Annotated in this window: 17 protein-coding genes; 14 read left to right on the forward strand and 3 right to left on the reverse strand. The window is 44.6% G+C overall.

The window, feature by feature from the left end; all coding sequences use genetic code 11:
- Positions 1–107 precede the first annotated feature (107 nt).
- The 7 genes from MKY73_RS12520 to MKY73_RS12550 all read left to right on the forward strand — a co-directional run bounded on the left by MKY73_RS12520 (position 108) and on the right by MKY73_RS12550 (position 10,103).
- On the forward strand, positions 108–1,430 hold the full coding sequence (locus tag MKY73_RS12520; RefSeq protein WP_339307791.1) for a dihydrolipoamide acetyltransferase family protein: 1,323 nt from the start codon (positions 108–110) through the stop codon (positions 1,428–1,430).
- Between the two features lie 3 nt (positions 1,431–1,433).
- Positions 1,434–2,849 (forward strand): dihydrolipoyl dehydrogenase, encoded by a 1,416-nt coding sequence (gene lpdA, locus MKY73_RS12525; RefSeq protein ID WP_024630356.1) that lies wholly within the window; start codon positions 1,434–1,436, stop codon positions 2,847–2,849.
- A 445-nt stretch (positions 2,850–3,294) separates the two neighbouring features.
- Entirely contained in the window at positions 3,295–4,089 is a 795-nt protein-coding gene (gene thyA / locus MKY73_RS12530) for a thymidylate synthase (protein ID WP_339307793.1), read from the forward strand.
- A 233-nt stretch (positions 4,090–4,322) separates the two neighbouring features.
- On the forward strand, positions 4,323–4,811 hold the full coding sequence (locus MKY73_RS12535; RefSeq protein WP_339307794.1) for a dihydrofolate reductase: 489 nt from the start codon (positions 4,323–4,325) through the stop codon (positions 4,809–4,811).
- A 615-nt stretch (positions 4,812–5,426) separates the two neighbouring features.
- On the forward strand, positions 5,427–6,914 hold the full coding sequence (locus MKY73_RS12540) for a glutamate synthase subunit beta (protein WP_339307796.1): 1,488 nt from the start codon (positions 5,427–5,429) through the stop codon (positions 6,912–6,914).
- A 232-nt stretch (positions 6,915–7,146) separates the two neighbouring features.
- Entirely contained in the window at positions 7,147–7,638 is a 492-nt protein-coding gene (locus MKY73_RS12545; protein ID WP_339255825.1) for a Fur family transcriptional regulator, read from the forward strand.
- Positions 7,639–7,763: 125 nt separating this feature from the next.
- Positions 7,764–10,103 carry a DNA topoisomerase 3 gene (locus MKY73_RS12550; protein ID WP_339307797.1) on the forward strand — a complete coding sequence of 780 codons (2,340 nt, stop codon included), beginning with the start codon at positions 7,764–7,766 and terminating at the stop codon, positions 10,101–10,103.
- Positions 10,104–10,131: 28 nt separating this feature from the next.
- Here the strand turns inward: MKY73_RS12550 and MKY73_RS12555 are convergent, their stop codons facing one another.
- Both MKY73_RS12555 and MKY73_RS12560 read right to left on the reverse strand, forming a co-directional pair.
- On the reverse strand, positions 10,132–10,896 hold the full coding sequence (locus tag MKY73_RS12555) for an HAD family hydrolase (RefSeq protein ID WP_339307798.1): 765 nt from the start codon (positions 10,894–10,896) through the stop codon (positions 10,132–10,134).
- A 49-nt stretch (positions 10,897–10,945) separates the two neighbouring features.
- A complete protein-coding gene (locus MKY73_RS12560; RefSeq protein WP_315935822.1) occupies positions 10,946–11,866 on the reverse strand; it encodes a helix-turn-helix domain-containing protein in 921 nt (306 codons plus the stop codon).
- A gap of 391 nt (positions 11,867–12,257) precedes the next feature.
- On the opposite strand from MKY73_RS12560, the gene MKY73_RS12565 reads away from it, so the two are divergent.
- The 5 genes from MKY73_RS12565 to MKY73_RS12585 all read left to right on the forward strand — a co-directional run bounded on the left by MKY73_RS12565 (position 12,258) and on the right by MKY73_RS12585 (position 17,783).
- The gene (locus tag MKY73_RS12565) at positions 12,258–13,448 is read left to right on the forward strand and encodes an MFS transporter (protein ID WP_339307800.1); all 1,191 of its coding nucleotides are present in this window, start codon (positions 12,258–12,260) and stop codon (positions 13,446–13,448) included.
- A gap of 83 nt (positions 13,449–13,531) precedes the next feature.
- Positions 13,532–14,257, forward strand: a complete 726-nt coding sequence (locus MKY73_RS12570) for an ATP-binding cassette domain-containing protein (protein WP_036613671.1) — start codon at positions 13,532–13,534, stop codon at positions 14,255–14,257.
- A gap of 22 nt (positions 14,258–14,279) precedes the next feature.
- Positions 14,280–15,599: a hypothetical protein gene (locus MKY73_RS12575; RefSeq protein ID WP_339307802.1), complete on the forward strand. Its 1,320-nt coding sequence runs from the start codon at positions 14,280–14,282 to the stop codon at positions 15,597–15,599.
- On the forward strand, positions 15,592–16,290 hold the full coding sequence (locus MKY73_RS12580; RefSeq protein WP_017688086.1) for a response regulator transcription factor: 699 nt from the start codon (positions 15,592–15,594) through the stop codon (positions 16,288–16,290). Before MKY73_RS12575 ends, MKY73_RS12580 begins: the two co-directional genes overlap by 8 nt.
- Entirely contained in the window at positions 16,287–17,783 is a 1,497-nt protein-coding gene (locus MKY73_RS12585; protein WP_339307804.1) for a HAMP domain-containing sensor histidine kinase, read from the forward strand. The genes MKY73_RS12580 and MKY73_RS12585 overlap by 4 nt, the downstream gene beginning before the upstream one ends.
- 67 nt (positions 17,784–17,850) lie before the next feature.
- On the opposite strand, the gene MKY73_RS12590 is transcribed toward MKY73_RS12585, so the two are convergent.
- Positions 17,851–19,077, reverse strand: a complete 1,227-nt coding sequence (locus MKY73_RS12590) for a glucose-1-phosphate adenylyltransferase (protein ID WP_339307806.1) — start codon at positions 19,075–19,077, stop codon at positions 17,851–17,853.
- Between the two features lie 194 nt (positions 19,078–19,271).
- On the opposite strand from MKY73_RS12590, the gene glgB reads away from it, so the two are divergent.
- Together glgB and glgA are read left to right on the forward strand one after the other, a co-directional pair.
- Positions 19,272–21,278, forward strand: coding sequence for a 1,4-alpha-glucan branching protein GlgB (gene glgB / locus MKY73_RS12595; RefSeq protein ID WP_339307808.1), 2,007 nt, complete (start codon positions 19,272–19,274; stop codon positions 21,276–21,278).
- Positions 21,275–22,717, forward strand: a complete 1,443-nt coding sequence (gene glgA / locus MKY73_RS12600) for a glycogen synthase GlgA (RefSeq protein ID WP_339307809.1) — start codon at positions 21,275–21,277, stop codon at positions 22,715–22,717. The genes glgB and glgA overlap by 4 nt, the downstream gene beginning before the upstream one ends.
- Positions 22,718–22,790 lie beyond the last annotated feature (73 nt).

Raw genomic sequence — 22,790 nt, forward strand, 5'->3', positions numbered from 1 at the left:
AGCCATTAGCCCCTTGAGTAACAGTTATTTGCATTAGCAGTAACAGTTGGTTCTTGGAGTTAAGGGTTGTTTTCAGGATTGAGCACATAATCAAGGAGGTTTTTCAGTTGGCTAAATTTGAATATAAATTCCCTGAACTAGGCGAAGGCCTTCACGAAGGCGAAATCATCAAGATGCACATCAAAGTCGGGGACAAAGTAACTGACGATGATATCATCATGGAAGTACAGAACGACAAAGCGGTAGTTGAAGTACCTTGTCCGGTTAACGGAACAGTGACTGAAGTATTTGCTAAAGACGGTCAAGTCTGCCACGTTGGTGAAGTTGTTGCCATCATTGATGCAGAAGGTGAAATTCCTGAGCAAGATGACGCTCCTGCTGGCGATCAAGGCGAGCAAGAGAAAGATGCAGCTCAAGGCGGAGCAGATACTAGCGGTTCTTCTGCGGCAGCTTCCAGCTCGGATTCAGCTAAAGAAGGCGGTAATAACAGCGTTCCGGCAGTACCTGCCAAAGACGTTCTGGCAACGCCAAGCGTGCGCAAGTTTGCTCGCGAACAAGGTGTAGACATCGCTCAGGTTAACGGTACTGGCAACAACGGTAAAGTAACTAAAGAAGATGTTGAATCCTTCAAAAACGGTGGCGGTTCTTCCGCAGCGGCATCTTCCGAAGCTCCGGCTCAAGAAGAGAAAAAATCCGCAGCACCAGCAGCGGCTGCAGGTGATCAATACCTTGAAGAAGAGCGCGTACCATTCAAAGGTATCCGTAAAGCGATCTCTAACGCAATGGTTAAATCGGCTTACACTGCACCTCACGTTACAATCATGGACGAAGTGGACGTAACTGAACTGGTTGCTTTCCGTACTCGTATGAAACCTATTGCAGAGAAAAAAGGAACAAAAGTTACTTATCTGCCATTCATCGTTAAAGCACTGGTTGCGGCTTCCCGCCAATTCCCTGCTCTGAACGCTATGATTGATGAAGAAGCTAACGAAATTGTTTACAAAAAATACTACAACATCGGTATCGCAACAGATACAGACAACGGCTTGATCGTTCCTGTTATCAAAGATGCTGATCGCAAATCCATCTGGATGATCGCTGATTCAATCCGTGATCTGGCAGCTCGTGGACGTGACGGCAAATTGAGCGCGAATGAAATGAGAGGAAGCACAATCTCCATCAGTAACATCGGTTCTGCTGGCGGTATGTTCTTCACTCCAATCATCAACTTCCCTGAAGTTGCTATTCTCGGAACAGGACGCATCAGCGAAAAAGCAGTGATCAAAAACGGCGAAGTAGTTGCAGCACCTGTAATGGCTCTTTCCCTGAGCTTTGACCACCGTATCATCGATGGCGCAACAGCACAAAACTTTATGAATTACATTAAACAGCTGCTCGCTAACCCTGAGCTGCTTGTTATGGAGGTGTAAGATATGGTAGTAGGCGACGCTTCTCTCAATATCGACACATTAGTAATTGGTGCGGGTCCTGGCGGCTATGTAGCTGCCATCCGCGCTGCTCAACTGGGCCAAAGCGTATTGATCGTAGACAAATCCGAACTGGGCGGTGTTTGTTTGAACCGTGGATGTATTCCATCCAAAGCCCTGATCTCTGCTGCACACCAATATGAGTCTGCACTTCACGGTGAAGCTTTTGGTATCTCTGCTGAGAACGTGAAAGTGGACTTCAGCAAAACTCAAGAGTTCAAAAACGGCGTTGTTAAGAAAATGACTGGCGGTGTAGCTGGTCTGCTCAAAGGCAACAAAGTTGAAGTTTTCAACGGTGAGTGCATGTTCATCAACGAAAACGAAGCTCGTGTATTCAATGATCACGAATCTCCACGTTACAAATTTAAAAATGCAATTATTGCAACAGGTTCCCGACCAATCGAACTGAAACCTTTCCCGTTTGGCGGACGCATTCTGTCTTCAACAGAAGCTCTGAACTTGCCTGAAGTACCAAAAAGCATGATCGTTATCGGTGGCGGTTATATCGGTGCTGAGCTTGGTCAAATGTATTCCAAATTTGGTGCGAAAGTAACAATCATCGAAGGATTGGATACAGTACTGCCAGGTTTCGATAAAGACATGACTAGCCTTGTGGCTAAAAACATGAAGAAAACAGGCATCGAAATCGTAACGGGTGCAAAAGCTGAAAGTGCTGAGCAAACGGATAAAGATGTAACTGTTAAATATTCTGTAAATGGTGAGTCCAAAGAAGTAACTGCAGATTACCTGCTGGTAACTGTTGGACGTCGTCCAAACACAGATGGTGAGCTTGGTTTGGACCTGATCGGTGTAGACGTTGACGAGCGTGGATTCGTTAAAGTTGACCACCAAGGTCGTACTAGCATTCCTCATATCTTCGCTATCGGTGACATCGTATCTGGTTTGGCTCTGGCACACAAAGCTTCTTATGAAGGTAAAGTGGCTGCTGAAGCAATCGCAGGACAACCATCTGTAGTTGACTACAAATGTATGCCGGCTGTTGTGTTCACAGATCCAGAGTGTTCCAGCGTAGGTTACACGGAGAAAGAAGCTAAAGAGAAAGGTTACAAAGTTAAAGCAGGTAAATTCCCTTATGCGGGTAACGGCCGTGCTGTATCTTTGAACCACGCTGAAGGCTTCGTGAAAATCGTAGCTGACGAAGAAAGCGGCCTTGTATTGGGTTGCCAAATCGTAGGTCTGGAAGCTTCCAACTTGATTGCTGAGCTTGGTTTGGCAATTGAAATGGGCGCTACTTTGGAAGACCTGGCTCTCACAATTCACGCTCACCCAACTTTGGGCGAAATCGTGATGGAAGCTGCGGAATTGGTTATGGGTCACCCGATCCACATCATCTCCCGTTAAGATCATCTAAGCTTCGGATCCGTCCGGCATTATACGTAATCAGAAGAGACGAATGACGCTAACGCGTTGTTCGTCTCTTTTTTCTGAGCAAAAGCTGAGAAATTCATGATACTCGTGTGTATGATATGATGAAAAGTTACATACTCAAAAGTTTCATTGAATTGATTTTATCCAACAACTCAATTGTGGTACACTGTAGTAATGATCAGTCATGATGTGGCTCCAAGCCAATCACGGTCTATGTAATTAGTATTGAAGTTAAACTAATCTTTTACACGAGAACGTAGAGGACAGAAAGAACCTGAAGAAGCGAAGTGTTCGCCTTTATCCCCGGATTTTACCTTTGGAAAAGGAAATCAAAAAAATCTGGGGATAACAGCGATCGGAAGGTTGTTCTGTCATCGGAGTGGTAAGTGTAAAAATTCTTTAGTGAGGAGATTGCAACATGAAAAACTATCTCGATTTATTACAGGATATTCTGAACAATGGCGTTCATAAAGGAGATCGTACGGGAACAGGAACACAATCCGTATTCGGCAGACAACTCCGTTATGATCTCTCCGAAGGATTTCCGCTGGTAACAACCAAACGAATTCATCTCAAATCGGTTATTCATGAACTGTTGTGGTTTTTGAGTGGCGATACCAATATATCTTATCTGAAAGAAAATGGTGTGAAAATCTGGGACGACTGGGCAGACGAAAATGGAAATCTTGGACCGGTGTATGGTTCACAATGGCGTACTTGGGAAGCACCTAATGGGGAGAAGATCGATCAGATCTCCGCAGTCATTGATTCAATTAAAAATAATCCGGATTCACGACGTCATCTTGTCAGCGCATGGAATGTGGCAGAGATCAATAATATGAAGCTTCCACCTTGTCACTTTGCGTTTCAGTTTTACGTTGCGGAGGGTAAATTATCATGTATGCTTACGATGCGTTCCGTGGATACCTTCCTCGGGCTGCCCTTTAACATCGCGAGTTATGCGCTCTTAACTCATATGATCGCGCAGCAATGTGACCTTGAGGTGGGTGATTTCATCTGGTCTGGTGGGGATGTTCACATCTATTCCAACCATGTTGATCAGGTCAAAACTCAGCTGGAGCGTGAACCTTATGCGTTACCTAAGCTTGTAATCAAGCGTAAGCCCGATTCTATTTTTGATTATAAGTTTGAAGATTTCGAGTTTGAGAACTATCAGCATCATCCAGGCATCAAAGCCCCAATTGCAGTCTAATTATGTGTTCAATCTCGATAAGTGCGTGTTCAAAAAGTCTGGTTTTCAGTACCAAGAAGATGGAATGAAGCTAGAAATGGAGTAGCGGAGCGTAGGCAAACTACGTGAGCAACGGACATTTCGGTTGAATTTCAACTTCGACGCTGATGATGCCGCTAGGCATGATTCGTAATCAAAAGTGGATTTTTTGAACAACCTCTAGAAGAGACTTGGATTGAAGGAGTGTATTACCCTTGAGTATTGAATTGGTATGGGCAATGGGGGAGAACGGTGTGATCGGATTGAATAATACGATTCCATGGCGGTTACCCAAAGATATGGCCTTTTTCAAACAACGTACGTTAAACAAAACGATTATTATGGGACGTAACACGTGGGAATCTTTTGGCTGTAAGCCGCTTCCTCAGCGCCGTAATATCGTAGTGACAAGAGATCTGAACTACAAGGTGGACCAGGCTGAGATCGTACATACGATTGAAGAAGGGCTGAGCGTAACCAAAGGTGAAGAACTGTGCGTAATTGGAGGTTCCCAAGTGTATCGCGAGTTCTTGCCCTTTGCAGATCGTCTTGTGGTGACAAAAATTCATGAGAATTTTGAGGGAGATACGTTTTTCCCCGACGTGGATTGGTCTGAATGGGAACTGATTGACCAGATTGAAGGCGAACAGGATGAAAAAAATGTTCACGCATATACGTTTGAATTTTATGAGCGTAAACAGTAAATATGGCATATAAAAATCCTGACTTCGGTCGTGGTTGTATGATGTGAGGCGCTGATTGCGAAATATTCGTGAACAGCGTCTTTTCTTTATAAAAAAATAAGCCATTTGTTTAGAATGGAATCCATATTACATTAATATAACATGAATGATTGAATCGTATGTATATTATACATACGATTCAGCATTAAATAGTAAAAAAGTGTAAAAGATTTGGGAATTTAACGTTGTGAAGCCCTAAAAGAGGTCTGGAATTCGGAAATACGAACGATTTCTAGCAGAATATGTTGAATTCCATGACAAATTATCTAACATTTATATGACGTTTCGACTTATTATCTCTTTATCAAACACTAGATTTCGGAGTTTAAGACCACATTTAACGCCAAAATAAGGGTATTGACCATAGGTAGACTTCAAAGATATGATGTATAAAATACAAATAATTATGCGGATAATCCATTTAATATTCACCAAAGTAAATGCTACTATAATTGAAATATCTTCGAGAAGATTTTGTGATACAATAGACAAAAACTCAAGAAACGAGTAATCCATTTCATATAGAACCATGCAGATGAAGGGATTAAGACAAGAACGGATGGGGGAAAACGTAAGATGTCTACACCTACTGGATTTATGGAATACAAACGTCAACTGCCAGCGGATCGTGAGCCGGCGGAGCGGATCAAAGATTGGGAAGAGTTTCATAAACACATGGCTGAAGAAGAACTCAGAACACAAGGTGCACGATGCATGGATTGTGGTACCCCGTATTGCCATACAGGTATAGATATGACTGGCGGCACGTCAGGTTGCCCTGTGCATAACCTGATTCCGGAATGGAATAATCTTGTTTATCGCGGACTGTGGAGAGAAGCACTTGAGCGCCTTCACAAAACCAATAATTTCCCGGAATTTACAGGTCGCATCTGTCCAGCTCCTTGTGAAGGATCTTGTACAGTTGGCTTAATCGGTCAGCCTGTAACCATCAAAACGATTGAAGAAGCAATTATTGAAAAAGGTTTCGAAGAAGGATGGGTCGTTCCGGAGCCTCCTGAAAAACGTACAGGTAAACGTGTAGCTGTGGTAGGCTCAGGTCCAGCTGGCTTGGCAACTGCGGCTCAGTTGAATAAAGCAGGACATTTGGTAACGGTATATGAGCGTTCGGACCGTGTTGGCGGATTGCTGATGTACGGTATCCCAACGATGAAATTGGATAAAAATGTAGTTCAACGTCGTGTTGATCTGCTTGAAGCAGAAGGGATCCAATTCATTACAAACACCGAGATCGGTAAAGATATTCCTGCGCAACAACTGGTGGATGAATATGACGCTGTTGTATTGTGCGGTGGTGCAACGAAGCCGCGTGAATTCAATATTGAAGGCAGCGACTTGAAAGGCGTTCATTACGCTATGGATTTCCTGAATGGCAGTATTAAGAGTTATCTGGACTCCAATCTGGAAGATGGTCAATACCTGTCCGCCAAGGATAAAGATGTTATTGTCATTGGTGGCGGTGATACAGGATCTGACTGTGTAGCTACATCGCTACGTCATGGTTGTCGTACGATTACTCAATTCGGTACGCATACACAAGCACCTATGGAACGTGATCGCATCAATAACCCTTGGCCACAATTCCCGAACGTATACACACTTGATTATGCACAAGAGGAAGCCAAAGCATTGTTTGGTCAAGATCCGCGTGAATTCTCCATTATGACAACGAAATTTGTCGGAGACGACGAGGGGAACCTCAAAGAATTGCATACAGTACAGATCGAGCGTATTGTGGATGAAACTGGTCGCAAAATTTATCAGCCGATTCCTGGTACAGAGCGTGTATTCCCGGCTCAGATGGCCATGATTGCCATTGGTTTTGATGGACCGGAACAAACGTTGGTAGAGCAACTGGGTCTTGCAACAGATCGTCGTACTAACGTTAAGGCACGTTACGGCAAATACAACACCAATGTGGATAAAGTATTCGCAGCAGGTGATATGCGTCGTGGCCAAAGCTTGGTTGTATGGGCAATTAATGAAGGCCGTGAGGCTGCTCGTGAAGTGGACAAATACTTGATGGGTGCTTCGGTTCTGGTGTAAAAAGTATAGGACGAGATATTAATGACAACCTTCGCGAGCAGCGAGGGTTGTTTGCTGTTATTTTAACCAATTTGACTACATATTTCATGCAAGTGTGAGCAATAGCATTGCTTTTTAAGTGATAAAGATTTATTATTATATTATAATAATTATAAATAAGGGTTGAATGAAACCACGAATCCGTAAGATAAAAGTAAATTTCAATGAATATAAACCGGAGGTGCGACCTGCTATGGCAAGTAACCGGGACAAGTCCATTTCAGAACAGATATTTCACATTAAAAATCAATTGGTTGAAAAAGGATATAAGTTAACACAACAACGGGAAGTTACTGTACGTGTGTTGCTTGAACATGAAAAGGATCATTTTAGTGCAGAGGAAGTTTTCCTCTTGGTTAAAGAGCAGTTCCCTGAGATTGGATTGGCTACGGTATACCGAACTCTCGAACTGCTGAGTGATCTTCAAGTCGTTGAAAAGATTAACTTTGGCGATGGTGCTGCGCGCTTCGATCTGCGAAGTACAGATGGTTCTCATCATCACCATCACTTGATCTGTACCGAATGTGGGAAAGTAGAAGAGATCATGGAAGATGGTCTGCTTCGTTTGGAACAACAGATAGAGCGTCAGTATGGCTTTGCTGTCACGGATCATCGTCTGGATTTTCAAGGTGTATGCAAAGAGTGCAGACAAAAACATGTACTGAAAGAACAGGCTGCAGTTTAATTCATTCTGGGAGGGTGCTCCCGAATCCAAAATCTGATATAATATGTATCAGAAGCAAGGGGCTTCCGTCGGCGGAAGGCCCCTTTTTGCCGTCATGCGGACGGTGAAGGAGGAGAGATGGACGGATGAAGACACTGGTTATAGCGGAAAAACCCGACATGGGTCGAACCATTGCCGCCGTCATAGAACCAAAGGCCAAAAACAATCGCACCTATCTGGAGGGTGAGCATTACATCATCACATGGGCGATAGGGCATTTGCTTGGACTGGCTGAACCGGATGCCTATGATACGAAGTACAAGCGTTGGAATATAGCGGATCTGCCGATCATACCCGATCAGTTCAAGATCGTACCCAATCCGAGAACGAAAGATCAGCTCAAAATGATTGGAGAACTGGCGAAACGGGCTTCGGCGATCGTTAATGCTTGCGATGCAGGGAGAGAAGGGCAGTATATCTTCGCTCTTATACAACAGCAATTGAAGCTGCGTCAGCCTGTAAAGCGTTTATGGATATCGGATTTGACAGCAGAGAGCATTAGGCGTGGTTTTGATGGTCTGAAGGATGCCTCTGAATTTGAAAATTTGACCCATGCTGCTCGCGCCAGAAGTGAAGCCGATTGGCTGATCGGCATGAATGCCTCACGGGCATTTACAACCCGTCATAATGCATTGTTGTCTGTAGGCCGTGTGCAGACGCCAGTACTTGCGCTAATCTACGATCGGGAAATAGAGATTGAAGCGTTCCAGTCACAGACTTTTTATGAAGTGGCCGCCTGGTTTCAGCAGGAAGGTGTCGAGTACCGGGGGCTGCGTCAAGGAGATAAGTTGACCGATGCGGAGGCAGCAGAGGCCAGTGCAGCCAGTGTGAAGGGCAAGAGAGGGCAGATTACCAAATATGAAGCGAAGCAGACGAAGGAGTATCCGTATCGTTTGTATGACCTGACCCTTTTACAACGTGAAGCCAATGCCAAATTCGGATATGGTGCCAAAAAAACACTGGATATCGCGCAGGCCTTGTATGAGAAACACAAGGTGATTTCGTATCCGCGGACCAACTCCAACTATGTTACAGAACAGAATATTGAAGGAATGCACAAAACGCTAAACCTGCTTAAAAATGGTACCTATAGTGAGCTTGCGCAAGGGGCTAAGCCAGAGCTTGTTCATAAAAATAATAAAGGGGTATGTAATCCGAGCAGGGTTGAAGATCACCATGCGATTTTACCTACTTTGAAGCGACCAGGTACCTTATCCAAGGATGAGCAGAACATCTATGATTTGATAGTAAGACGTTTCTTGTCTCACTTTTATCCTCCGGCGGAGTATAAGCAACATACCGTGCTCACCGAAGTGGAGAAACATCAGTTTAAGACATCTGTCAAAGAGCTGCTGTCCCTCGGATGGAAAGTGGTTCTCGGTTCCGGAGATCAGGAACAGGGCGGTGCAGGCAAGAAGAAGACCAAGAAAAACGGCAATGAAGAAGAGGAAGCTGAAGAGTGGACTGACAAGGCTTTTAGCGTACAACCTGAATTGCCTGTTCAATGTACGAAGAGTGAGTTCAAAGAGAAGGCGACCCAGCCTCCCAAAAGTTATACCGAGGGAACATTGCTGAAAGCGATGGAAAGTGCAGGCAAGCAGATCGAGAATGAAGAGCTGCGAGATGCGATGAAAGACAGTGGTTTGGGTACTCCGGCTACACGTGCTGCTACAATTGAGCGCCTCAAAAACGTAGGTTACATTACGATGCAGGGGAAAAAAATGCAGTTAACGCTCAAAGGAAGAACGGCTATCGAATTGATTCGCCGAGCAGGCGTAGATCTGTTAACCTCACCCGAGATGACAGGCCAATGGGAAAGAAGGTTATATCAGATTTCCAAAGGTGAGGCGGGGCAGGACAAGTTCATGGAGAACGTTAAGAAATTTACGTTGTCCATCATTGAGAAAGTGCGTGTGCAAGCCCCGGCGCCGGCAGATGCTTTTGGAGAAGATTCGCGTGCAGGCAGGGGGAAAGGCAAGGGAGCCAGAACCCAGGCAGGTAGTACAAGGACATCAGCCAAGACAGCTAGTGGCGGTTCAACTGTAAAAACGTCCCGTCAGACTTCGGCATCTTCATCGAGAGCCGGCAGTGCGAAAAGCACGACCAACAAGGCGCCATCTTCAACTGCGAGCCCAACCGGAGTGAGAGAGTTACTGGCACCTTGTCCTTCTCCCGGCTGTACAGGTCAGATTATAGAGGGCAAGAAGGGTTATGGATGCTCACGTTTCAAGGAAGGCTGTTCGTTTGTGGTATGGAAAGAGTATGCGGGCAAGAAAATCACCAGTACGATGTTAAAATCGCTGATTGAGAAGGGGAGTACACAGGTCCTATCATTCAAACGAAAAGACGGGAGTACCGTGAAGGCACGTATTATTTTGCAAGACGTGGTAACAGGCAAGTTATCTGGTGAGAAACAGGATGCTTGATGTTAGTCATGATAAAGTAAAAGGACCCTTATCCAAGGGTCCTTTTTTGTTGCTGCTGTTGTATATTTTCGTGTATGACTTTGGGTACCTCTTCCAGTGCAGTGATGGTATACATCGATGTTTCCGGATTAGGTTGAAGTTCTACGATGTTGTATTGCCATTCATTTGGTTGTTTGATATATATGCTGTGTATTCCGGCTTTTACCGCGGGCATAATGTCTGTCCGCAGTGAGTTGCCAATCATCCATGTCGCCCGACGATCAAACGGACCTTTAGACAGAATGCCTTCCAGTGCCTCTATGTTTTTGTGTTGTCGGATATAGATCCGATCATCAAAATACGCCGAGAGTTTCATCTGATCAATCTTACGCTGCTGGATCACAGTTTCGCCGCCGGTATATAAGTAGAGGGAATGTCCCGCGCCTTTGAGGTTCTCAAGCGTTTCAACCATATGAGGATAGGGTTCAACTTCCTGTTCGTACACGCTCATACCCAACTTGCTCAGATAAGATTCTTCTCTGGGAGAAGTCGATCTGGCAAACTTCCCAGAAAAGTAACGATAGGTATCAATCAGGGATTGCGGGAAATGGTGACTTGCAAAGCCAAGCTTGTCCACTCCGGTTACATCGATCTCCAGCTGTTTCTCACGGATCTCTTGCGTTGTCAAAGAATGTCCATCAAACCACTCCTGCATATTCTCAAAGAATTCTCCCAAAATCAGGTTGAAATATTTATTGCAGTATACGAGTGTATCATCAAGGTCAAACAAAATATGTTGTTTCATTAATTTCATGATCTAACTCACTCCTTGTAGCCAGCAACTCCACATTGGTTCATATGAATTATATGCGAATGTAAGATTCCAGAAACATATTCAATTCAGATACGCCATCTGGGCGAATACTGTATTTCTCTTTACGGTTGCTTCCGAGCAGATGAGTTCGCAGCAGACCTGCGATGCGCAGCGCCATCACCTGATCTTTGACCGTATCTTCGTCTTTGCCCAATTCTTCACACATCTCAGCGAGAGACTTGGGTTCATCTGATACGTAACGAAGCAGGCGAAGTCTTTCGGGATCAGCCAGTGCATGGGTGAATCGTAAAAGGCATGTTGGCGGCTGATCTTCATTTTCTTCAGGTGCATCTACGGGATACTGCATAATCATCATTCCCTCATAGAAGCAGTACATATTAATAGGGCGATTGTGCACCGTTGGAAACAGGATGACTTCGTTCAGGCCAGGCATCGGTTCAACAAGAACGCCCGCTGTAGCATATTCAATAAGCAGTTCAGAGCCCATTTTATCAAGCAAAATGCGTTTTTCCTCGGCATCTTCTTCCAGCCATACACGTTGATCTTCGCTCATATTCTGGCAGTAGTGTTCATCCCATAGTCGCAATAATGGGACATAACTGTTCCGAATGCGCGTAGATTCTTCTATTGTAAGTGCGGGCAGAAGAGGAGACACACGTGCATATAGGTCTTCCGCTGTCATTCCGGCAAGCATGTCCAGGAAATCACGATTCTCCGATGTATCATTTTGATATGCTGCCCATGCAAACAAAACATCAAAATCATCAAAAGGCCAAGTGGCAGCAGGTGCGAGCGCAGCTCGTACATTGGAACTTAGTTTGCCTTCCACTTCCAGAATCCATTCAGGACCAATATCCAGATGCTGAATCCATTTTTTCGTGACATAAACCAGAAAGCTGTTAAGCATTTCATATATCGGTGAAACATCAATTTTCACATGATAAGCCATAATGTTGCAGAATCCTCCCGTCACATCTAAATGTACGCAGCGACTTAAGTACGATTAGTGCGTGTTCAAAAAGTTTGGTTTTCAGTACCAAGAAGATGGAATGAAGATAGAAATGGAGTAGCGGAGCGTAGGACAACTACGTGAGCAACGGACATTTCGGCTGAATTTCATCTTCGAAGCTGATGATGCCACTAGGCATGATTCGTAATCAAAAGTGAACTTTTTGAACAACCTCTATTATGGCTTGTTTTGCAGGGCGTTGTCCACTATAATGTTCAAGTCCGGGGCAAAGCCCTGGTCCATGAATAGCAGTTTAAAACCATATGTATAACATACGAAAGTCGTCAGCGATGGCGATTTTTCTTTGTGTGCTTGCAGGAGGAATGAATTCGTGTCATCGATTACTCGTCCCAAACGATCACACGCGACAGCCAATTATCTGATTCTGATTACGGTTATTGTGGTGGCGGGCATAAGCCAGGGACTTTTGCTTCCTGTGCTTTCGATTTTTTTGGAGCAAAAAGGGGTTTCACCAGGTTTAAACGGATTAAACGCTGCCGCCTTGTACGTTGGTTCATTTGCCATGACGTTAGTTGCGGAGCGACTACTGGGTGCATTGGGGTTCAAAAAGCTGATTGTAGGCGGCCTGTTATTGGTCATGGTTCCTTTGATCCTGTTTCCTTATTTACCGGATATTAAAATATGGTTCATTTTACGTCTGGTCGTTGGAATAGGAGATAGCGCACTACATTATGCGGCCCAGCTCTGGGTGCTGCTTGTTACTGCACCTGAAAAGCGTGGACGTTACATATCGTTATATGGCATGTCCTACGGTCTCGGATTCAGTATTGGTCCTCTCGGAATAAAGCTGCTTGGCTTCGGTGATGCTGTCCCTTTCTGGGTCTTGTTCATCTGTATTGCAGCAGTACTTATCCTAGTATTAATGAAGCTTCCGGATACGAAACCGGAAAAAGCAGAGCATGGCCAACTGCCGGAACGTCGCTTCCGTCGCAGTCTGGCATGGGCCTGGTATGCACTTTTACCAGCACTCTTATACGGATATATGGAGGCCGGTATGAATAGCAACTTCCCCGTGTACGGCCTTCGGATTGGATTCGATACCAATCAGATTTCATCGTTGCTTCCATTTATCGGTATTGGAGGTTTGTTCCTTCAATTGCCTCTCGGAATGTTGAGTGACCGATATGGGCGTAAGAAGATATTGATGTTTGCGGGCATCAGTGGGGGGATTGTATTCATGCTGGTTCCTGTTGCAGGTACGCACTTCTGGTGGACACTTGTATTGTTAACGATCGCAGGTGGTCTGGTCGGTTCCTTTTTCTCCTTGGGCTTGGCCTATGCCGCAGACATTTTGCCTAAAGTGTTGCTGCCCGCAGCCAACGTGGTGGCATCCTTTCATTTCACGATTGGAAGCATTATCGGACCGAATCTAGGTGGTCAGATGATCAACTGGATCTCACCCGGAAGCATGTTCACCCTGCTTGGAATCATGTACCTTCTTTTTGGTGTGGCAGGTATATTATTTCGTCGTAAACCTGAGTTTGAATCTGTGTTAAAATAGAAGCTGGTGTTCGCATGGAAATTGATGTCCATTTCCGAGTACACTAGTGGTAGGGAAAAACATGGACAAGAGGAGACATCGCGATGATCAGAGTAGAGAACTTGAGTAAATCCGTTGGCGTGGACCGCGTTCCCGTTCTGCGGGATATTCGATTTGATATGCAACAGGGTGAGATGATTGCTGTCGTTGGTTCAAGCGGTAGCGGTAAGAGCATGTTGCTTAAATGTTTAGCCATGATGGAAAAATGGGATTCTGGCCGATTCACGGTGGATGGTGCAGAGATCTTGAAAGAAGGCTGGTCTGGAAAACGGAAAATCAAACGGGAATGGGCATACTTGGAGCAGAATCCTGAGTTATTCCCCAGACGTACAGCTCTTAAAAATGTATTAATCGGGCGATCGGGTCAGACTCCCGTATGGAGAATGGTAACCGGTATGGTACGTTCTGATGATTATATGGGTGCTATGGATTATCTCGAAGGATTGGGATTACTCGATAAGGCTCATCAAATCGCAGAAAAGCTTAGTGGTGGCGAGAAGCAGCGTGTTGCCATTGCAAGAGCACTTGCTCATGGTGCCAAAGTGGTTCTGGCCGACGAACCTGTGATTGGTCTTGACCCTCACACGGCAGATTCGGTGCTGGAAACGTTGCGCAAATTATGTGAAGAAGAACGTGCTACAGTCATTGCAGTACTGCCTATTGAGCTTGCTGAGAAACATGCCACGCGGATCTGGGGATTGGCTGAAGGCAAGATTGCTTTTGATATTCGTGGACGGAGACTGACGCAGCAAGAAAAAAACCAGATTTAAACTATTGAAAAGAGTGATGAGATTGTTTAATTCACGGTGGGGACGCTTCATTGCAGCAGGAACTATGGCAATTATGCTTGGTTCTGTTCTGAGCGGATGCACAGTCATAAGTGACCCCAAAGGTTTGATGAGAAAACCAATGATGTCCACAGATAAGGAAAAACTATACAACGTGGTTCAGCTTAAATTACCACCAGAGAGCACCTTGATCCGTCCCAAGGATATGAATAACACCAGTATGATTCGGGTAGAAGACCTGAATGGGGATGGAACTCGAGAAGCGATTGTCTTTTATGAGACCCCAAACGAGAATGTGCGAATCCATGGCATGATTTTGGAAGAGCAGGGAGGCGCATGGGTTAAAAAGCTCACATTTGATGTGCCGGGAAATGAGCTGCAATCCTTTAAAGTATTGGATATTACGAATGATGGAAATCCGGATATTATTCTTGGTGTAAGTTTACAGGAGCAGAAAGCTTTGACTGCCTACTCTTATAAAGGCGGGGCGCTGGAGCAGGTTCTGGGCGGAGTACCATATAACCAGTATATTATTGATGATGCGCAGGGAAACACGCTGGATTTGAGTGGGGACGGCAAGAGCGATTTTGTTATCATTTCGCTCAACAACAGCGGCTTTGCAACCACTGCTTTATATCAGTATGAAGATGGCAGCTTCAAGGAAGTTGACCGGGTGCAGACCGATTATACGGTTAAAGAAGTTTATAGTGCTCTTGGTGGAGAGATCTCCAAAGGACAAATGGGGATTGTACTGGATATTGAGCTGGATGATCGGAGCTCCTTCTCGCAAATCATGTATGTTAAGGATAACAAGTTAATTAATGCTTTTAAATCACCGGATCAAACGTATAGAGATGACAAAATTTTAAGCGGTGATGTCGATAATGATGGTATTATTGAGTTTGGACTTAAAGAGACTCCAAAAGGTTGGGAACATTACGTTTTTGACTCCAGGTTGTGGTTCTATACCTATTATCAATGGGATGGCAAAGAAGGCAAGAAATTTGTCTCGTTCCAATTCCGGGATGATGCTGATTTATTTCATCTAAATCTCAAGCCAGAGTGGTACGGTAAGATCACTATAGACACCAAATCGGAAAAGGAAAAATATATTCGATTTAAAATGATTGATACGGATGAAACCGTGGCAGAGATCAAATATTTCACCCTTTCCAAGTGGGAACAGGAGAAGGGTAAAAGCTGGAAGGAAATTACACGTACCAAAGATCGGGTTATTGCTTCACGAGTAGCACAATCAGAGGCGGGTAAAGATGCACTGAGCAATATTTCTCAGCTGAATAGAAAGGGAGAACTTAATGAGTAAAGTACTTATTCTTGAGGATGAAGAATCCATCCGCAGTTTTATAGTGATTAATTTAAAGAGAAACGGATTCGAAGTGCTTGAAGCGGGTGACGGCCATGAAGCGCTTCGCATACTGCAAACAGTACCGGATATTGATCTGGCTCTGCTTGATGTCATGGTACCAGGTATTGATGGATTCGAGGTGTGTCGACGGATCCGTGAAACCAATGAACGTCTGGGCATCATCTTTTTGACCGCGAAAGTTCAGGAGCAGGATAAAGTGTACGCACTCTCCGTTGGTGCAGATGATCACGTAAGCAAGCCTTTCAGCCCAACAGAGTTGATTGCACGTATTCAGTCGTTATTACGCCGTGTGAACGTGCATCGGGAAACTGCGGCGAAGGTTACGTTCCAGTCCGGACCATTTTCGCTGGACCTCATTTCGAAGCAATTTAAGAAACAGAATGAAGCCATTGAGCTGACTCCAACGGAGTTTTCCCTGATTCAGTTTTTCCTGGAAAAAGAGAATACACCGCTCAGCCGCGATGTATTGTTAGATCATGTATGGGGAAAAGAGTACATGGGTGATCCCAAAATTGTGGATGTTAACATTCGTCGTTTGCGTCAAAAAATTGAGAACAATCCTTCCGAGCCCGAATACCTGCAGACTGTATGGGGTCACGGGTACAAATGGAAGGGCCGGGAGCAATGATTAAAAAAGGCATTACACGGCAGATCGTACTACATTATTTCTTTGTAGTTTTTCTTGCTCTGCTGTTGGTCGAATTCGTATTTATGTTGGCAGTGCAAAGGTATTATTATGAAAGTATCTACAATACGATTAGTACCCACATTTCCAATTCAAAGGACTTTTTCGAGCCGATCGCTCGTGAGAATAACACGGAAGATGGCAATAATCTGTCCAGATTAATTGTAAATTTGGCACTGTCCAATACTGAATTGGAAATTTTGGATCTGAACGGGCGTGTATTGGCAAGTTCAACTGCTTTTGAATCCGACCGTGCGGTGCTGCAAACCAGTGATATTATGCAGGCTTTGAACGGGGATATGGGGCGCTGGATTGGAAGACAACCAGGTACTGGAGAATCTGTCATGGCCGTTTCACATAAGTTTGATCTTGGCGGCGAAAATACTTATGTTATTCGGTACCTTACATCGCTTGAAAATGTGAACTCCAAACTACTGAATATGGGAATGCTTGCAATTGCGGTCGGTATTGGCGTGCTTGCTATAGTTTTGATCATTAGTATTGGGATGGCGAATTCCATTGTACGTCCAATCAACAACATCACCGCAGTCTCTGCCCAAATGGCCAGAGGACGGCTGGATGTCAGGGTAAAGGGGAATTACAAGCACGAACTGGGCGAATTGGCATCAACACTTAATTTCATGGCACATGAGATTGTGCGCAGCAATCAGATCAAGGATGATTTTATCTCGTCGATCTCCCATGAATTAAGAACACCGCTGACCAGTATCAAGGGCTGGAGCGAGACACTGGACTCAGGCGGCTATGATCCGGAAGAAACCCGTATCGGCATGGGTATCATTTCCAAAGAAACCGAACGATTGATTGGACTGGTCGAAGAGATGCTGGATTTCTCCAAATTGCAGCAGAATCAGATGAAGCTGGTTAAAGGAACGGTCAACATACGTGAAATTGTGCAGGAAACGATGTTGAATGTCTGGGCCAAAGCGGAACAAAAGCAGGTTCATCTGAAGCTGGAAACAGACGAGACTCGAGCTTATAATGTCCATGGAGACGGCAATCGACTGAAACAAGTCTTTTTAAACATTGTAGATAATGCGATCAAATTTTCACATGAGAATTCCTGGATCTTCTTGTCTGTTAAAGAAGAGAATGGTCAGATTATTGCAGCGGTTCAAGACACCGGTATCGGAATTAGTGAAGAACACCTGATCAAAGTACGGGATCGCTTCTTCCAGGTCAATCATCAAAATGGGGGAACGGGACTGGGACTTGCGATTACGCAAGAACTGGTTGAACTGCATGAGGGAACAATCACGATGCAGAGTGAACTTGGATCGGGTACAATCGTTACGGTGACGTTACCGGCTGTGGCTGATGAGACGGGTACAGAAGAATCTGTAACGCAGTCTGGTGATAATGTATTCCCTGAAGAACGAGCAGCAAGTGATGTAAAATTGGATCAAGAAAAATAATATCCATATCAACACCAAAAAAGGCGAGCCATCCAAGGCTCGCCTTTCTTGTATAATGTCTATATTATTATGAAGAAAGTTCACCAGCGCGCAAGCGCCCACTTTTCTCATATACTTCTTTCAACATACGAACGGGTTGCGTACGGACAGCCGGTTTGGCAGAGACGACCTCGTTAGGTCCAACGACAACAATTTCATCCGCTGTACCCTTCACAATTGCACCGTCTTTGATAATCGCACCTTCACCGATGATGGCGCGTTCGATGTGAACCCCACGGCCTATACGTGCGTTAGGCATAACGACACTGTCTTTAACCTCAGAGGCTTTACCTACTTCAGCGCCGCAGAAGATAACGGAACGTTCTGCACGACCTTCGATGGCACAAGAGTCATGAATCATGGAAGCTAACTGTTCGATCTTCGCATTTCTGGCTTTGTAAGCACTTGGCTTGGAACGCCAGCCGCGAGTAAACATCGGCCAGTTTTCTTTTTGCAGACTCCAATTTTCATCGTTGTAGAGCAGGTCCATATGGGCATCCCACAGACTCTTAACTGTACCGACATCTTTCCAATACCCATTAAAGTTATAGACAAAGAGGGGATTGTTTTCGTTCAACATCTGTGGAATAACATCTTTACCAAAGTCATGGCTGGACTCAGGGTTAGCAGCATCTTCCAAGAGATGGCGCTTCAAGTACTCCCATTTGAACATGTAAATGCCCATTGAAGCCAGATTACTTTTTGGTTCAGCCGGCTTCTCGGCAAATTCTGTTACACGCAGATCAGCATCGGCAGCCATAATGCCAAAGCGATGTGCTTCATCCCACGGAACTTCCATAACTGAGATCGTTGCCGCGGCATTATTGGCCTGATGAGCCTCCAACATATCACGATAATTCATATGATAAATATGGTCACCCGACAAAATTAGAACATTTTCGGGGTTTTGTTGATCAATATAGTCAATATTTTTATAAATAGCATCCGCCGTTCCCAAGTATTCGTCATTTCCTGTATGATAAGATGGAAGTAAGGAAATTCCTGCCTCATTTGAGTTGCCATGTCCCCATGGTTCTCCTCCACCAATATGATCATGTAACGATTCCGCTTGGTACTGCGTCAATACTCCTACAGTGTCGATCCCTGAGTTTACGCAGTTACTGAGAGGAAAATCGATGATCCGGTAGTGCCCGCCAAACGGTACAGCGGGTTTTGCGATACTTGAGGTTAAAGGAGCTAATCGCTTCCCTTCTCCTCCCGCCAACAGCATAGCGATGCAATCTTTATTAAACATAATTCGTTTCCCTCCCAAAATATTGTGCATTGTAGTACATCATTAACGCAAAGTAGAACAATTGAAACTATTGTTGCTGTAAAAATTCAGAAAAAATACAACATTTTCTAAAGCACCGCATTTTTCTTTTCAACTTGGCTAGAATGGGGTAATGGTAACTGTTATATCTATTTTCTTGAGAAGAAGGTGATCTCTTGGCCATTCAACCGTTAGCACATCCGGATATATTGCCGGAGCATATTTATTTATTTCATGAAGGAAACCTTCATCACAGTTATCGAATGTTGGGCGCACAGCCTGAGACTTGCGATGGCCTTCAAGGGTATCGCTTTACCGTATGGGCACCAAATGCCGCAGAAGTAGGACTGGCTCTGGACCGCAATGAATGGAAAGGCGAAAAGGAACCTTTATATAAGATACCCGAATCAGGATTTTGGAGTCGTTTTTTTCCGGAAATCAGTGAAGGAACTTTATACAAGTTCCGTATACTAACGGAAGACGGCACAGAATTGCTCAAAGCGGATCCATATGCGTTTCAAGCGGAGGTTCGACCTCAGACAGCTTCTGTCACCAGTTCAATCGAAGGGTATAAATGGAATGATGGAGCCTGGAGACGCAAACAACGTACCATGTATAACAAACCTCTACATATTTATGAAATGCATATGGGAACCTGGAGGCGAAAAGAAGACGGAAGCCTCTATAATTATCGCGAGATGGCTGATTTACTTGTTCCTTACTTATTAGAAATGAAATATACACATGTTGAAATGATGCCCCTCAGTGAACATCCATACGACCTTTCGTGGGGATACCAAAACACAGGATTTTACGCGCCAACCAGTCGTTATGGACATCCTAAAGATCTGATGTACCTGGTGGATACATTACATCAGGCTGGGATTGGCGTATTACTGGATTGGGTTCCTGCACATTTTGCCAAAGACGCTCATGGGCTGCGTATGTTTGATGGTACGCCTTTGTATGAGTATGCAGATCCGATGTTAGCGGAGAAGCCGGGTTGGGGGACACTCAGCTTTGACTACTCGAAACCTGAAATTCGTTCATTTCTGATCTCCAATGCATTATATTGGATGGAGATGTATCATTTTGACGGACTCCGTGTTGATGCAGTTACGAGTATGCTTCGGCTTGATTTTGAGAAGCAGCCAGGACAATATCGTACCAATGATGAAGGTGGTCTTGAAAACAAGGAAGCTGTAGCTTTCTTACAGCAGCTAAATGAGACGGTGTTTAAGTATTTCCCTTATGCATTGATGATGGCTGAAGAATCAAGTGCATGGCCAATGGTGACTTTACCAGTACATGAAGGTGGTCTGGGCTTTAACTACAAATGGAACATGGGCTGGATGAATGACACGCTTGATTACATTGAATCTGATTTTCATGAACGTCCTTCCAAACATCATTTGCTGACTTTCCCGGTCGTATACTCCTTTGCTGAAAATTATGTGCTTCCTCTGTCTCATGACGAGGTTGTTCATGGCAAAAAGTCGCTCCTCGACAAGATGCCAGGAACCTATGAGCAGAAATTTGCTGGCATGCGTGCTTTTCTGGGCTATTTTATGACTTTCCCAGGGAAAAAGCTGTTGTTTATGGGTGGAGAATTTGGCCAGTTCATCGAATGGAAAGATGAGGATCAACTGGACTGGTTCTTGCTGGATTATGACAGTCACCGCAATTTACATCAGTTTGAGCGTGAGCTGTCTAACCTGTACTTGAGCGAAAAAGCTTTGTGGGAGCTTGATCATTCCTTGGACGGTTATGAATGGATCACTCCGGATGATCAGGACCAGAGTGTCATTTCATATGTACGCAAAGGAAAAAAACCTGCGGATACACTCCTTGTGCTCATAAACTTTCAGCCGGTCAAGCGGGAGCGTTACCGGATTGGTGTCATGCGTCCCGGTATGTATACCGAAGTTCTGAACAGTGACCATTCCGTTTACGGCGGTTCAGGCATTACTAATGATATGCAGCTGCCTACCGAAAAGATTCCTTTTCATGGGCATTCGCATAGTCTTGAATTAGTTTTGCCTCCGCTGAGCATTGTGATTCTAAAAAAGAACACACGTCGGAAAACGGATGAATCGCCTGCGAGTATTACTTCCGTCAGTTCAACAACGAAAAATAAGAAAGAAAACAACACGCTAAAGCCGAAGAGGAGGACAAAGGCATGAATATTCTATTTGCTGCTGCTGAAGTACATCCATTTATCAAGACAGGTGGCCTTGCTGACGTAATCGGTGCTCTCCCTTTCGCATTAAAGAAGAATGGGGCAGACGTGCGGGTGATTATGCCTAAATACAAAGGGATTCCTGATGAATATAAAGAGGCAATGCAACCAGTCATCACAACCGATGTGCCTCTTGGTTGGCGCAGACCTTATTGTGGGATAGAAATGCTGGTTTATGATGGAATTCCAGTTTATTTTGTGGATAATGAGTATTATTTTGGTCGTGATGGAGTGTACGGGTATATGGACGACGGCGAGCGTTTCGCCTTCTTCAACCGTGCAGTTCTCGAAGTGTTGCCACAGATTGATTTCAAACCTGACGTGCTGCACAGTCATGACTGGCATGCAGGAATGATTCCTTTGGTACTTGAAGCCCATTACAGACATGATTCATTCTACAGTGATATTCGTACGGTATTCACCATACATAACTTGTTGTACCAAGGGGTATTCCCGCATGAGTTATTCAGTGAAATCCTTGAGTTGGACGATCGATATTTCACCGTAGATGGAGCCGAATATTATGGTAATGTCAATTTCCTGAAAGCAGGAATTGTGTTTGCTGACCATGTGACAACTGTGAGCCCAACATATGCTCAGGAGGTGCAAACCTCTTATTATGGATACGGATTGGACGGATTGCTAAGCTCACTTGGAGATCGTTTCAGCGGGATTGTGAACGGGATTGATACCAAGAGCTACAACCCGGCAACGGACACCAAAATTCCAGTGAAATACAGAACGAGTCTGGCCAAGAAAACGGAGAACAAAATTGAGCTGCAAAAGGAACTTGGACTTCCAGTTCGTCCCGATGTACCTCTCATGGTGATGGTGACAAGGCTCGTGGACTCAAAGGGGCTTGATCTGGTCTGCCGTATCCTGGATGAATTGTTGTACTATGATGACATTCAATTCGCTGTACTGGGAACAGGAGAGCCGACGTATGAACACTGGTTCCGTGAAGCCGCTAATCGTTATCCGCTCAAAATGTCTGCCCAGATCACGTTTAACGATGGGTTATCCCGCCGCTTCTATGCAGGGAGTGATATCTTCCTGATGCCATCGAGGTTCGAACCATGTGGTATTAGTCAGTTACTGGCTCTGCGGTATGGTAGTGTGCCTCTGGTAAGGGAAACAGGGGGGCTGAATGATACTGTGCAGGCATACAATGAGTTTACTGGAGAAGGGAATGGATTCTCATTCACTAGCTTTAATGCACATGACATGATGAATACCATTCGACGTGCCGAGGAGATCTACAAACAGCCAGAACATTGGAAGAAGATTGTGAAAAATGCAATGAGCGGTGAATACAGCTGGAACGTCTCAGCTGAAGAATATATGGACATATATCGCCGGATCACACATGAGCCTGTAAACTGAGGTAATCCTGAATGAGCCGCAGCATATCATGCTGTGGCTTTTTTCAAACTAATAAACAAAAACACTTCCAAAG

It is taken from the genome of Paenibacillus sp. FSL R5-0519, from assembly GCF_037974275.1.
Taxonomy (GTDB): Bacteria; Bacillota; Bacilli; order Paenibacillales; family Paenibacillaceae; genus Paenibacillus.

What these genes read in the sequence shown, in the direction of transcription:
- thyA (WP_339307793.1), top strand. Translation starts at nt 3,295, where the DNA reads ATGAAAAACTATCTCGATTTATTACAGGATATTCTGAACAATGGCGTT.
- MKY73_RS12585 (WP_339307804.1), top strand. Translation starts at nt 16,287, where the DNA reads ATGATTAAAAAAGGCATTACACGGCAGATCGTACTACATTATTTCTTT.
- glgA (WP_339307809.1), top strand. Translation starts at nt 21,275, where the DNA reads ATGAATATTCTATTTGCTGCTGCTGAAGTACATCCATTTATCAAGACA.
- MKY73_RS12580 (WP_017688086.1), top strand. Translation starts at nt 15,592, where the DNA reads ATGAGTAAAGTACTTATTCTTGAGGATGAAGAATCCATCCGCAGTTTT.
- MKY73_RS12545 (WP_339255825.1), top strand. Translation starts at nt 7,147, where the DNA reads ATGGCAAGTAACCGGGACAAGTCCATTTCAGAACAGATATTTCACATT.
- MKY73_RS12540 (WP_339307796.1), top strand. Translation starts at nt 5,427, where the DNA reads ATGTCTACACCTACTGGATTTATGGAATACAAACGTCAACTGCCAGCG.
- MKY73_RS12550 (WP_339307797.1), top strand. Translation starts at nt 7,764, where the DNA reads ATGAAGACACTGGTTATAGCGGAAAAACCCGACATGGGTCGAACCATT.
- MKY73_RS12590 (WP_339307806.1), bottom strand. Translation starts at nt 19,077, where the DNA reads ATGTTTAATAAAGATTGCATCGCTATGCTGTTGGCGGGAGGAGAAGGG.
- MKY73_RS12570 (WP_036613671.1), top strand. Translation starts at nt 13,532, where the DNA reads ATGATCAGAGTAGAGAACTTGAGTAAATCCGTTGGCGTGGACCGCGTT.
- MKY73_RS12555 (WP_339307798.1), bottom strand. Translation starts at nt 10,896, where the DNA reads ATGAAATTAATGAAACAACATATTTTGTTTGACCTTGATGATACACTC.
- MKY73_RS12560 (WP_315935822.1), bottom strand. Translation starts at nt 11,866, where the DNA reads ATGGCTTATCATGTGAAAATTGATGTTTCACCGATATATGAAATGCTT.
- lpdA (WP_024630356.1), top strand. Translation starts at nt 1,434, where the DNA reads ATGGTAGTAGGCGACGCTTCTCTCAATATCGACACATTAGTAATTGGT.